Here is a 12,214-nt window from a genome sequence, read left to right as displayed (position 1 = left end):
TCAAGCTATGGCCCGACCTAAGGATCTCGACCCTGCTCATTCGTCTCGGGCGCTGGTGAGTGAAGAGTTGAAGCTTGCGCGTGAGCGGAAGGGGTTTACCCAGCAGTCGTTGGCTGACCGTCTGTTCGTGAGCCGGTCAGCCATCGCGAGCATGGAGTCGGGGATTCGGCGGATTCCCTCGACGTTGGGTCCCTACCTGGATGATCAGTTGGGCACGAGAGGCTTCTTCACTCGGCACTCCCAGGCACAGGCCAAGTCGAAGTATCCCGAACACTTCGACGAGGCTTTCGAAGCCGAGGCCATCGCAATCGCGATCAGGCACTATCTCCCCTTGCTCATCCCGGGGTTGTTGCAGACTCCGGAGTACGCGGAGGCGCTGTTCCGGACGTACCGGCCGATGGCCACCGATGCCGAGATCGAGAAACTCGTGGCGGACCGGATGGAGCGCACCCGGCTCCTCGACAATCCAACAACCCCGGCGCTGTGGGTCGTTCTGGACGAGGCCGCGATTCGTCGGCCGGTCGGCGGCCCGGCTGTCATGGCGGCGGCGCTTCGTCATGTCGCGGAGATGATCCGACGGCGGCGCGTGATCGTACAGGTGCTCCCGTTCAGTGCCGGAGCTCATGCCGGAATGGGCGGTTCCCTGAAGCTCATGGACTTCGAGGACGCCCCGCCACTGTGTTATACCGAGGGCCTTGAAATGGGAAAACTGGAGGACGACCCGGCCACGATCGTCCAACGGGCCCTGACGTTCAACCTCCTCCAGGCTGCGGCTCTCCCCATCACGGAGTCGCTGGCGCTAATCGAGTCGGTGGCAGAGGATTACGCGCATGAGGAACAGCACTGAGTACGACCTGAACGGCACCACCCGGTACAAGTCCAGCTACAGTTCGGGCAATGGCGGCGACTGCCTCGAAGTCACACACTGGCGCAAGTCGACATACAGCGCGGGCGATGGCAGCGACTGCCTCGAAGTCTCCGACGGACACCCCGACTTGACCCCCGTCCGCGACTCCAAGAACCCCCACGGCCCCAACCTCCTCTTCCCCACCTCCGCCTGGGCCGCCTTCGTCCAAGACCTCAAGCGAGGGTAAGTCGCCGCCAGCACAGGGCGGTTGATGCCACAGCACCTCCGTGCCAACCGCCTCCCAACTCTTCTCCGAACGGTCTGCCTCCGAAATGTCCACCCCTCTCAAGCACCTGTGGGCCTCGCCCTTCTGCTTCTTCGCAGCCGCGTTCATCGCGTTCAACCTCGTCGGTCACCAGGGCGCGGGCTGGACCCTGATGGCCGCCTCGCTGCTCGGGCCACTCGTCGCGCTCGCCTGGAGTGCGGTTCGGCGTGAGCGGCCCGACTCCTTTGTGGTCGTTCCGGTGGGGGCGTTGGTGTTGTTCACCGTGCTGTTCGGGATCACCGAAGGGGTTCCCTGGGGGTGAGGGGTGGCTCCCCCTCAGTGCGTCAGGTCCAGGACCGCCGTGCAGTGGGGGTCGTCCCCCGGGTCCTCCCACAACTCCCAGTCCCCGGAGCACGAGAACACCTCCGCGGTCACCGCCGGGCCCGCTTCCGCGATGCGTACGTCGCAGGCGATGATCTCGGGGGCGGTCTGACGGCGCACGTACAGGCGCATTCGCTCGTCGCGTAGGTAGAGGAAGCCGATCAGCAGGGTCTCCGCGCTCTCCCGGTCCTCGAAGCTCGGGTGCGGGCAGCTCAGGGTTGTCAGCAACGTGTGGGCGCGGTCCTCCAGTTGTTCCGTCGGGGGGACTGGGGTGGGGAGTTGGATCAGTGGGGTGCCCAGAACCTCGTCCACCTTCCCGTTGGAGTGGAACCGCACCTCGTGTCGTACGCGGCCGACCGCGTCCCAGGGGCTCAGGGTCTCGTCCTCGCGGAGGAGCGGGAGTTCGTAGATCGCGAGGAGGTCGCCGACGGTCGTCTCCTTGGCGCCGAGGGCGATCCGTACGGCCGGCGCCTCGGCGGGTGCGGGGAGGACTCCTCGGACGTGCAGGTCTTCCGCGATCGGTGCCTGGGTGTACAGGGTCAGATGGGCCGTCATCTCGGCCTGTGCCACGGCTACTTCCCACGGTGTGATCATGGGTCTCTCCCGGTCCCGAGTCTCAAGTTTCGCGACCCGAGCGTTCTTTGCAGTGAATGGGTGGGGGGTCTCAACCCACCCTCCCACCCTGCCAGTTGACTTCGGGCGATCAGGTTGCGACGGACCGTCACTTGGCTCTACCGTGCTCGCAACGCAAACTTCACTCGGAACGAATAACCCCCGCTAGGCGGTAGCAACGCCTGCGGGGGTCTGACCTCCGAGATCCGCCCAAACCTTCACGAAAGTTAGGACCTCAGTGGCTGACGCCAACTTTAGTGTGCCTTCGCCGTCTTCGCATCCCATGGCCAACCCCGGATACGGCAAACGCACCGCTCCCGGCCAACGCGCCCGCAGCGAGCGTGACTTCAACCAGCTCCGCCCCCGCGACGCCGCCATCGCCGCGTACATCGACCGGCTCCCCGACGGCGCCGACATCTCCGTAAAGACGCTGGCCAAGGCGTTGCCGTACGGGCAGTGCGCGCTGTCGACGTCCCTCAACCGGCTTCAAGAAGCTGGGCACTTGAGGCGGGGGCGGGAGAAAGTGGCCGCCGAGTCGGGGGGTGAGGTGTGGGTCACTCGGACGTGGTTCACGCGGACCGCTCGGGACGATGTGTGGTGGGGGGCGTTCATTCGGGGGGATGTGCCGCCGGAGGAGTCTGCGGGGCCCACTCGGTCCCGGGCGGTGATTCTGCTGGCCGCGCTCGGGCGTACACATGCCGCCCTGTCCCTGTCCGGCGCCGAGTGCGAGCGGCTCGCTCCGCTGGTCGAGGAGTGGTTCGCTCGGGGGGTGGGTGACGACGCCGTCCGTGCCGCCCTTACCGCCGGGTTGCCTTCCGTCGTCCACTCGCCTGCGGCTCTGCTGCGACGGCGGCTTGTGGACAAGTTGCCGCCGGTGGCTGTGGCTGTGCCTGTGGCTCCTCGGCGGATGCTGGAGTGTTCCGAGTGCGGGGTGCCGGGGAGTGCGGAGGCGTTGCCTGGGGGTGTGTGCAGGGGGTGTGGGGGCAGGGAAGCACGGCCGTCGCCGTCCACGTGCGCCCCTGAGATTCATGCCCGCGCGGACGCGATTCGCCGGGCGATGGCGTCGAGGCGGGCGCCGGTATGAACTCCGGGCCGGAGGAACGTCCGTTCGTACCCCGCGAGGACTTCGACGAGTTGGCCGCAGCAGCTCCGCGACACGTCCGGCTCGAACTCGTCGACGGTCGGGTCCGTACTCAAGACCCGCTCGGTGTCGAGGAGTTCGAGGAGCTGGCACGCCGGGTGCCTGAGACCGTCCGACTGGAGTACGCCGAAGGGGAGCTGGAGGCAAGGGCGTTCGGGGACGGCACGCACTCCTGCATCCGCATGTGGTTGCTCCGCCAGTTCCTTCTACTGTTCCCGGACCATGGGCTCTACCCCGGGGTCGGTGTCCGAACAGAGGCCGACGGCAAAGGGCGTTACGTCCCCGACGGGGTCCTCGCGCCGTCCGGTCACTTCGCCGGGCAGGGTGACTGGGTCGGTCCCGACGGGGTCGCGATGGTTCTGGAGATCACCTCCCGCGACCGCCGTACGAACCCACGCGCGCGGCTCCAGAAGCCTTTCGGGTACGCGGAGGCCGGGATTCCCGTCTATCTCCTCGTCGATCGGAACAGCGCCACGTCCATCGTTCACAGCGAACCCGTCAACGGGCGCTATCAGCAGGTCCGTTGCTGCCCTTGGGACGGTGCCGTCCGGCTTCCTTCCGCCTTCGGGACAGGGTTTGTGACGCTTCCTCCCCTCCCCGCCGACTACATGCTTTAACGCCCGAAGGCGGTACCCCCGTTGCCAGGGATACCGCCCTCAAGTTATGTACTGCCGACCCTCGTCGAGGATCAGAAGTCCATGTCACCGCCCGGCATACCGCCACCGGCGGGCGCGGCGGCCTTCTCCGGCTTGTCGGCGATGACGGCCTCGGTGGTGAGGAAGAGCGCGGCGATGGAGGCCGCGTTCTGGAGCGCGGAGCGCGTGACCTTGGCGGGGTCGATGATGCCTTCGGCGATCATGTCGACGTACTCACCGGTCGCGGCGTTGAGGCCGTGGCCGACGGGAAGGTTGCGGACCTTCTCGACGATGACGCCGCCCTCAAGGCCACCGTTGACGGCGATCTGCTTGAGCGGGGCCTCCAGGGCGAGCCGCACGGCGTTCGCGCCGGTCGCCTCGTCACCCGTCAGCTCAAGCTTCTCGAAGACCGCGGAAGCCTGGAGCAGGGCCACGCCACCACCGGCGACGATGCCCTCCTCGACGGCCGCCTTCGCGTTGCGGACGGCGTCCTCGATGCGGTGCTTGCGCTCCTTGAGCTCGACCTCGGTCGCGGCACCGGCCTTGATGACGGCCACGCCGCCCGCGAGCTTCGCCAGGCGCTCCTGGAGCTTCTCGCGGTCGTAGTCCGAGTCGGAGTTCTCGATCTCGGCGCGGATCTGGTTGACCCGGCCCGCGACCTGCTCCGAGGAGCCGGCGCCGTCGACGATCGTCGTCTCGTCCTTGGTGATGACGACCTTGCGGGCCTTGCCCAGCAGGTCAAGCGTGGTGTTCTCCAGCTTGAGGCCGACCTCCTCGGAGATCACCTCGCCGCCGGTGAGGATCGCGATGTCGTTCAGCATCGCCTTGCGGCGGTCGCCGAAGCCGGGGGCCTTGACGGCGACGGACTTGAACGTGCCGCGGATCTTGTTGACGACCAGGGTCGACAGGGCCTCGCCCTCGACGTCCTCGGCGATGATCAGCAGCGGCTTGCCGGACTGCATGACCTTCTCCAGGAGCGGGAGGAGGTCCTTGACGGAGCCGATCTTGGAGTTCGCGATCAGGATGTACGGGTCGTCCAGGGACGCCTCCATACGCTCCATGTCGGTCGCGAAGTACGCCGAGATGTAGCCCTTGTCGAAGCGCATGCCCTCGGTGAGCTCCAGCTCCAGACCGAAGGTCTGGGACTCCTCGACCGTGATGACGCCTTCCTTGCCGACCTTGTCCATCGCCTCGGCGATGAGCTCGCCGATCTGGGTGTCAGCGGCGGAGATGGAGGCCGTGGAGGCGATCTGCTCCTTGGTCTCGACGTCCTTCGCCTGCTCCAGGAGCGCGCCGGAGACGGCCTCGACGGCCTTCTCGATGCCGCGCTTCAGGGCCATGGGGTTGGCGCCGGCGGCGACGTTGCGGAGGCCCTCGCGGACCAGGGCCTGGGCCAGGACCGTCGCGGTCGTCGTGCCGTCACCGGCGACGTCGTCCGTCTTCTTCGCGACTTCCTTGACCAGCTCGGCGCCGATCTTCTCGTACGGGTCCTCCAGCTCGATCTCCTTGGCGATGGAGACACCATCGTTGGTGATCGTGGGGGCGCCCCACTTCTTCTCAAGGACGACGTTGCGGCCCTTGGGGCCGAGGGTGACCTTGACGGCGTCGGCGAGCTGGTTCATACCGCGCTCAAGGCCGCGCCGCGCCTCCTCGTCGAACGCGATGATCTTGGCCATGTGAAGTGGTCCCTCCAGGACTGGGGGTGAGTACCGCAGTGGACCGCGCCCGCGCCCGCGACGGACGGTCCCGCGGTCTGGTGGTCCCTTGCCCCACCCTCGCCGTGAACCTCACCGACTCGGTCCTTCGTTGTCACTCTCACGGGGAGAGTGCTAACGCCAATGATTAGCACTCTGCCCCTGCGAGTGCAAGGCCGTAAGGGTGGCTGCGGGATGGGAAGGCGGAGGTTTCGGGGGTGGAGAGGAGGGGGAAGGAGGGGTTCGCCGGTGGGCGGCTGCGGGTCGTGGAGGGCTGGTCGCGCAGTTCCCCGCGCCCCTAAAAGACTCAGAGTGCGACGCCGTCGCGGCTGCTCGCGCCCGCGCGGCGGAGCCGCACATCAACGCAGCCCTGCGGCCCTGAAAGACTTCGACTGCGGCGCCGTCGTCGCCCGTCGCGCCCACGTGGCAGAGCCGTACATCAGACACAGCCCCGCACCCCTGAAAGACCTCGACCACAGCACCGTCGTCACCTATCGCGCCCACCCGGCGGAGCCCCCCGCACACAAAAGACCCGCACCCTGGACAGATGCGGGTCCTCTGGTTGAAATGTTCAGGCGGTGACGCGAACCATGTCGGCCTGCGGGCCTTTCTGGCCCTGCGAGATCTCGAACTCGACTCGCTGGCCCTCTTCGAGGGTGCGGTAGCCGTCCATCTGAATGGCGCTGTAGTGGACGAAGACGTCCGCACCACCGTCGACCGCGATGAAGCCGTACCCCTTCTCCGCGTTGAACCACTTGACGGTGCCCTGAGCCATGCCTAACTCCCCTATTACTGGCCCTTGCACAGATCCGCACTTCGCGGACCCGGGTCAGACCTCACCCCCCAGCCGATTTGGGGGCGTGCGCCGGAACGCGTCGACCGCGGCCGAATGTATCTGCCCAACTGCCCTCTGCAACAGGTCAATCGGACGAGAATTCCGGACGGACACGATCCGGAATGTGGTGAGAATTCAGGAGAGTTCAGGGCAAGTCGGGCCAGACATATGCCGCAAATGCCGTGCAAGAGGCGCGCAGTTTGGCTACTTCTTGTCGGGTGTAAGGCAGAAATCAAGGGCTACCGGCAGGTCAAACGGAAGCGCGTTCCCCAACCCTACCTCGTTCAACCACACAGAATTGCCCCCTCCGCTTCGAAGCAGAGGGGGCAATTCGATGAACAATGCGTAATGGGCATTACTGACGGTTACTACCCGCCGGTAATGACATTAGGTCAACCCCGAAGGATCAGCCTCCGGCAACCGCCGGGATGATCGAGACGCCGGCGCCGTCAGGGGTCGCCGTCTCCAGCCCCTGCTCGAAGCGGACGTCGTCGTCATTGACGTACACGTTGACGAACCGCCGCAGCTTCCCCTGGTCGTCCAGGACCCGCGCGGAGATCCCCGTGTGGTTCTTCTCCAGGTCCGCGATGACCTCACCCAGGGTCCCGCCCTCGGCGCTCACCTCGGCCTGCCCGCCCGTGTAGGTGCGCAGGATGGTCGGGATACGAACAGTGACGCTCATGCGAGGCCAGCCTCTCGGAAGGAGTCCAGGGTCGGGCGGATGGTCGCGGTGAGGCCGGTGCCGGCCACCGCGTCGAGGGTCTTGAGGCCGTCACCGGTGTTCAGCACGACCGTCGTGAGGGACGGGTCCAGCACGCCGTCCTCGATCAGCTTGCGCGTCACCCCGACCGTCACCCCGCCCGCCGTCTCCGCGAAGATCCCCTCGGTCCGGGCGAGCAGCTTGATCGCGTCGACGATCTGCTCGTCGGTGACGTCCTCCACGGCACCCCCGGTGCGCCGCGCGATGTCCAGCACGTACGGCCCGTCCGCCGGGTTCCCGATGGCCAGGGACTTCGCGATGGTGTCCGGCTTCTGCGGCCGCACCACGTCGTGCCCCGCCTTGTACGCGACGGACACCGGGCTGCACCCCTCGGCCTGCGCCCCGAAGATCTTGTACGGCTTGTCGGCGACGAGCCCCAGCTTGATCAGCTCCTGGAGCCCCTTGTCGATCTTCGTCAGCTGCGATCCGGAGGCGATCGGGACGACGAGCTGGTCGGGGAGTTCCCAGCCGAGCTGCTCGCAGATCTCGTACGCCAGCGTTTTGGAACCCTCGGCGTAGTACGGCCGCAGGTTGACGTTGACGAAGCCCCAGCCCTCCCCCGCGGAGTCGCCGATCAGCTCGGAGCAGAAGCGGTTGACGTCGTCGTAGTTGCCCTCGATGCCGACCAGCTCACCGCCGTAGACGGCGGCCATGACGATCTTGCCCTGTTCAAGGTCGTGCGGGATGAACACGCAGGAGCGCAGGCCCGCGCGGGCGGCGGCGGCACCGACCGCACCGGCCAGGTTCCCCGTCGAGGAGCAGGACAGGGTGGTGAACCCGAACGCGCGCGCCGCTTCGAGCGCCTGGGCGACGACGCGGTCCTTGAAGGAGTGGGTGGGGTTGCCGGAGTCGTCCTTCACGAACAGCTTGCCCGGGGAGACGCCGAGGGCCGCCGCGAGGTTGTCCGCCTGGACGAGTTTCGTCCAGCCGGGGTTGATGTTCGGCTTCTCGGCGACGTTCGCCGGGACGGGGAGGAGGGGGGCGTAGCGCCAGATGTTCGCGGGGCCGGACTCGATGCGGGCGCGCAGTTCCTCGGTGTCGTACGAGGTGAAGTCGTACGCGATCTCCAAGGGACCGAAACACTCCTCGCAGGCGAAGGAGGGGCCGAGGGGGACGCGGTGGCCGCACTCGCGGCAGCTCAGCGCTTCGGCGGGACCCAGATCGACGGTCGTGCCGGTGTCGTCGGCGTTCGTGGCGATGGTCTGCACAGCCATGGAGGCGAGGCCCTTTCTCCTCATCTTCCTCACGACGCACCTCGCCGTGAGACGGATTTGGCACCTTCCCTAGCCGGGAGCCTCGCGGCGTGATCACGCACGAGACCGGCTGGAGGGTTGCCGGGGCTTCATCGGGCCGTATCCCTCTGCCCCTCTGGATGAGCGGTATGAAGTTATGCATGCGGTGGTCGGCCGGTGAGCCTCGACATGCGATGGTCACCAGCGTTGTTCAAGACTGTAACCGAATGCCACGACAGTTGAGATAGTCGTCCGAAGCGCGAGATGGATCACGCTGGGCAGCGTGACCGTGACAGTGAGGAGCCGCGGACTGTGCTGGAAGAAGTCGAGCGCTGGCTGGCCACCCGCTCCTGGTCGGTGACCGATCGCCCCTTGCATCGGATCATGGCGGCGAAACGGGCGTCGGGTCAGACCGTCTCCGTGGTCCTGCCGGCGCTGAACGAGGAGGCGACCGTCGGGGACATCGTCGCCGTCATCCGCCATGACCTGATGCTCCAGGTGCCTCTCGTCGACGAGCTGGTCGTCGTCGACTCCGGGTCCACCGACCGCACCGCCGAGGTCGCCGCGTCCGCCGGCGCGCGGGTCGTCCACCGCGACGAGATCCTCCCCCGGATCCCCGCCGTCCCCGGCAAGGGCGAGGTCCTGTGGCGGTCCCTGCTCGCCACCACCGGCGACGTCGTCTGCTTCATCGACGCCGATCTGCGCGACTTCTCCTCCGACTTCGTCTCCGGGATCGTCGGCCCGCTGCTGACCGAGCCGGGGGTGGATCTGGTGAAGGGGATGTACGACCGTCCCCTCGCGGGCGCCGCCGGGCAGGGCGGGCGGGTCACCGAGCTGATGGCGCGGCCCCTGTTGAACATGCACTGGCCCCAACTCGCCGGGTTCGTGCAGCCGTTGGGCGGGGAGTACGCGGCGCGGCGGAGCCTTCTGGAGCAACTCCCGTTCCCCGTCGGGTACGGGGTGGAGCTGGGGATGCTGGTCGATGCCCTGCACCTCGTCGGGCTGGATGCGCTCGCTCAGGTCGACATCGGGGTGCGCAAGCATCGGCATCAGGACGGGCAGGCGCTGGGGCGGATGTCGGCGGCGATCTACCGGACCGCTCAACTTCGGCTGGCGCGGGGGCACTTGATCCGTCCGGCGCTGACTCAGTTCGAGCGGGGGGAGGGCGGGTTCGAGGCGCGGACGTACTCCGTGGACACGGAGGAGAGGCCGCCGATGGTGGAGGTGGCGGAGTACGCGCGGCGGAAAGTGGCGTGAGGGGCTGTGAGGGGCTCCCGGGTACTACGGGGACTACTACGTGAGGGGTACGGGTACGGCGCCGGAGGTATGGCATACCCCGGTGTCCCATGCCATGTATACGTTCCTCGCGTTTGAGCCACGCGGCGGCTGGCTAAGTTCAGGCGTATGACGTTCGGTTCCGCACGTGTGCTGGTCGCCTCCAACCGAGGGCCGGTCTCGTACTCCGTCGGCGACGACGGCTCGTTGCACGCCAAGCGCGGGGGTGGCGGAGTGGTCTCCGGGCTCTCCGCGATCGACCCGGACGCCGGGGCGCTGTGGGTGTGCAGCGCGTTGTCCGACGGGGACCGGGAGGCCGTGCGGCGCGGGGTGGGCGAGGCCGGGACGCGGATGCTCGACATCCCGGCCGACGTGCACGCCGACGCGTACAACGGGATCGCCAACTCCGTGCTGTGGTTCGTCCACCACATGCTCTACCAGACGCCGCTGGAGCCCGTGTTCGACGCGGAGTTCCGGCGGCAGTGGGCCTCGTACGAGGAGTACAACCGGGCGTTCGCGCGGGCCCTCGCGGAGGGGGCCGCCGAGGGGGCGGCCGTGCTGGTGCAGGACTATCACCTGTGCCTCGTCCCCGGGATGCTGCGGTCCCTGCGGCCCGATCTGCGCATCGGGCACTTCTCCCACACGCCCTGGGCGCCGCCGGACTACTTCGCGCTGCTCCCCGAGGACATCCGGCATCAGCTGCTCAGCAGCCTGCTGTCCGCCGACCGGCTCGGGTTCCTCACGCGGCGGTGGGCCGACGCCTTCGCCGAGTGCTGTCCGAACGGGACGGGTACTACGGGTATCGGGGTGCATCCCCTAGGGGCCGACGCCGACTTCCTCCGTGAGCGGGCCCATCAGCCTGACGTACGGGACCGGATCGCGTCCCTCCGCGAGGAGATCGGGGAGGGGCGGCTCACGGTCGTACGGGTCGACCGGACCGAGCTGTCCAAGAACATCGTCCGAGGACTGCTGGCCTACCGCCATCTCCTCGACACCCGTCCCGAGTGGCGCGACCGTGTCGTCCACGTCGCCTTCGCGTATCCCTCCCGGCAGGACCTCAAGGTGTACCGGGACTACATGGACGAGGTCCAGCGCGTCGCCGACGAGATCAACTCCGTGTACGGGACGGCCACTTGGACCCCCGTACTCCTCCACCTCAAGGACGACTTCGCCCGTTCCCTCGCGGCGTACCGGCTCGCCGATGTCGCCCTCGTCAACCCGATCCGGGACGGGATGAACCTCGTCGCGAAGGAGGTGCCGGTCGTTTCCGACGACGGGTGCGCTCTGGTCCTTTCGCGGGAGGCGGGGGCTTACTGGGAGCTTCGCGACGACGCGATCACCGTCAATCCGTACGACATCCTGGAGACCGCCGACGCTCTCCACTCGGCGCTCTCCATGCCGCGTGAGGAGCGGGCCGAGCGGACGAAACGGCTCGCGTCCGCCGCGACCGCCTTGCCGCCGACCCAGTGGTTCCTCGATCAGCTCAACTCGTTGACTCGCTGAGGTCCTCCGCGAGTTGCTCCAGCAGCCGGACGACGCCTGCGGGGCCGTCCACCGTGAGGTCCGCCCGGTCCGTGAGGGCGGTGACCTCCTTGCTGGCGCTGCAAATGAGGATGCCGGGGGTGTTGGCCTCGCGGAGGGTCTCCACCGCCGTGAACGCGGGGAGGTCGCCGAGGTCGTCGCCCGCGTAGAGCACGGCGCCGGCGTTCGTCTCCTCCACGAGAGCCGTCAGGGCCGCGCCCTTGTCCATCCCCGGCGGGCGGATCTCCAGGACCAGTCGTCCCGGTTCCACGATCAGGGCGTGGCGGGTGGCCAGTTCCGTCACAGGGCTCCGCAGCGCTTCCCAGAGGCCCTGCGGGTCCCTCGCGCGCCGCGTGTGCACGGCGACGGCCCTGCCCTTCTCCTCCACCCAGGCGTCCGTGTCGCCCAGGAGGGCGGGGAGTTCGCGTCGGACGTCGTCCAGGGTGGGGGGTGGTGGGGGGGCGACGACCTCTCCGGTGCGCTGATCCCAACGCTCGGCCCCGTAATGCCCGAGCACGATCATGCCCTCGACATCGCCGAACCCCCCGTACCTGACGGCCACTTCAGCGGGGCGCCCGGTGATGACGGCCACCTTCGCACCCTTCGCCGCGAGTGCCGCCAGCGCCTCCACCGTCCCTGGATACGGGCGTGACTTCTCGGGGTCCTCCACGATCGGGGCGAGCGTTCCGTCGAAGTCGAACGCGAGGAGGGCTCGGGTGGGGTGGGTTCGGATCGCGTTCAGGGCTAGCTGGCCGTGGGGGGTGGAGTGGGTAGCCATGGGTCGAGCGTACGGGGTCGGGTGCGGGGCGGTGGGGGGTGTTCGCGCAGTTCCCCGCGCCCCTGAGAAAGACGCAGCCGGCCACCGTCGTCAGCAAGCACGTCCACGCAGCGCCTGCACGACTTCGGCTGCGGGCCGTCCGTGGCTGATCGCGCAGTTCCCCGCGCCCCTGAAAAAACGGGGCTGGCCGCCATCGTCGGCAGTCACGTCCACGCAGCGCCTGCACAACTTCGACTGC

13 protein-coding genes and 1 riboswitch are annotated in these 12,214 nt (G+C 67.9%); of the genes, 7 read left to right on the top strand and 6 right to left on the bottom strand.

Translation table 11 applies throughout. From position 1 onward, the window contains the following. The first annotated feature begins 7 nt into the window (after positions 1–7). The 3 genes from ACVNF4_RS08170 (at position 8) to ACVNF4_RS08160 (ending at position 1,434) form a co-directional block, all read left to right on the top strand. Positions 8–847, top strand: coding sequence for a helix-turn-helix domain-containing protein (locus ACVNF4_RS08170; RefSeq protein WP_461802018.1), 840 nt, complete (start codon positions 8–10; stop codon positions 845–847). Beyond that, positions 831–1,094, top strand: coding sequence for a DUF397 domain-containing protein (locus tag ACVNF4_RS08165; RefSeq protein WP_461802017.1), 264 nt, complete (start codon positions 831–833; stop codon positions 1,092–1,094). Before ACVNF4_RS08170 ends, ACVNF4_RS08165 begins: the two co-directional genes overlap by 17 nt. An 85-nt stretch (positions 1,095–1,179) precedes the next feature. Next, complete coding sequence (locus tag ACVNF4_RS08160; RefSeq protein WP_461802016.1) at positions 1,180–1,434, top strand: hypothetical protein; 255 nt, start codon at positions 1,180–1,182, stop codon at positions 1,432–1,434. Positions 1,435–1,448: 14 nt separating this feature from the next. Here ACVNF4_RS08160 and ACVNF4_RS08155 read toward each other — a convergent pair whose 3' ends face one another. Further along, positions 1,449–2,087 (bottom strand): hypothetical protein, encoded by a 639-nt coding sequence (locus ACVNF4_RS08155; protein WP_461802015.1) that lies wholly within the window; start codon positions 2,085–2,087, stop codon positions 1,449–1,451. Positions 2,088–2,388: 301 nt separating this feature from the next. Between ACVNF4_RS08155 and ACVNF4_RS08150 the strand changes: the two genes are divergently transcribed. Together ACVNF4_RS08150 and ACVNF4_RS08145 are read left to right on the top strand one after the other, a co-directional pair. After that, positions 2,389–3,189 (top strand): hypothetical protein, encoded by an 801-nt coding sequence (locus ACVNF4_RS08150; protein ID WP_461802014.1) that lies wholly within the window; start codon positions 2,389–2,391, stop codon positions 3,187–3,189. Then, positions 3,186–3,863 (top strand): Uma2 family endonuclease, encoded by a 678-nt coding sequence (locus ACVNF4_RS08145; protein WP_461802013.1) that lies wholly within the window; start codon positions 3,186–3,188, stop codon positions 3,861–3,863. Before ACVNF4_RS08150 ends, ACVNF4_RS08145 begins: the two co-directional genes overlap by 4 nt. A gap of 71 nt (positions 3,864–3,934) precedes the next feature. On the opposite strand, the gene groL is transcribed toward ACVNF4_RS08145, so the two are convergent. The 4 genes from groL to thrC form a co-directional block, all read right to left on the bottom strand. Continuing rightward, positions 3,935–5,557: a chaperonin GroEL gene (groL, locus tag ACVNF4_RS08140; protein ID WP_461802012.1), complete on the bottom strand. Its 1,623-nt coding sequence runs from the start codon at positions 5,555–5,557 to the stop codon at positions 3,935–3,937. A 589-nt stretch (positions 5,558–6,146) separates the two neighbouring features. Then, positions 6,147–6,350, bottom strand: coding sequence for a cold-shock protein (locus ACVNF4_RS08135; protein ID WP_004986573.1), 204 nt, complete (start codon positions 6,348–6,350; stop codon positions 6,147–6,149). 466 nt (positions 6,351–6,816) lie between these two features. After that, complete coding sequence (locus ACVNF4_RS08130) at positions 6,817–7,092, bottom strand: MoaD/ThiS family protein (protein ID WP_461802011.1); 276 nt, start codon at positions 7,090–7,092, stop codon at positions 6,817–6,819. Then, positions 7,089–8,384: a threonine synthase gene (gene thrC, locus ACVNF4_RS08125; protein WP_461802010.1), complete on the bottom strand. Its 1,296-nt coding sequence runs from the start codon at positions 8,382–8,384 to the stop codon at positions 7,089–7,091. Before thrC ends, ACVNF4_RS08130 begins: the two co-directional genes overlap by 4 nt. Positions 8,385–8,401: 17 nt before the next feature. Continuing rightward, positions 8,402–8,549: riboswitch (SAM riboswitch) on the bottom strand. A 165-nt stretch (positions 8,550–8,714) separates the two neighbouring features. Here thrC and ACVNF4_RS08120 point away from each other — a divergent pair. Continuing rightward, on the top strand, positions 8,715–9,659 hold the full coding sequence (locus tag ACVNF4_RS08120; RefSeq protein ID WP_461802009.1) for a glucosyl-3-phosphoglycerate synthase: 945 nt from the start codon (positions 8,715–8,717) through the stop codon (positions 9,657–9,659). A gap of 147 nt (positions 9,660–9,806) precedes the next feature. Next, positions 9,807–11,180 (top strand): alpha,alpha-trehalose-phosphate synthase (UDP-forming), encoded by a 1,374-nt coding sequence (locus ACVNF4_RS08115; RefSeq protein ID WP_461802008.1) that lies wholly within the window; start codon positions 9,807–9,809, stop codon positions 11,178–11,180. Here the strand turns inward: ACVNF4_RS08115 and otsB are convergent. Continuing rightward, a complete protein-coding gene (gene otsB, locus ACVNF4_RS08110; protein ID WP_461802007.1) occupies positions 11,161–11,976 on the bottom strand; it encodes a trehalose-phosphatase in 816 nt (271 codons plus the stop codon). The two genes, ACVNF4_RS08115 and otsB, sit on opposite strands and share 20 nt — an antisense overlap. Positions 11,977–12,214: the final 238 nt, after the last annotated feature.

This window comes from Streptomyces sp. S6, assembly GCF_054880855.1.
This window is presented reverse-complemented; position numbering and strand designations above follow the sequence as displayed.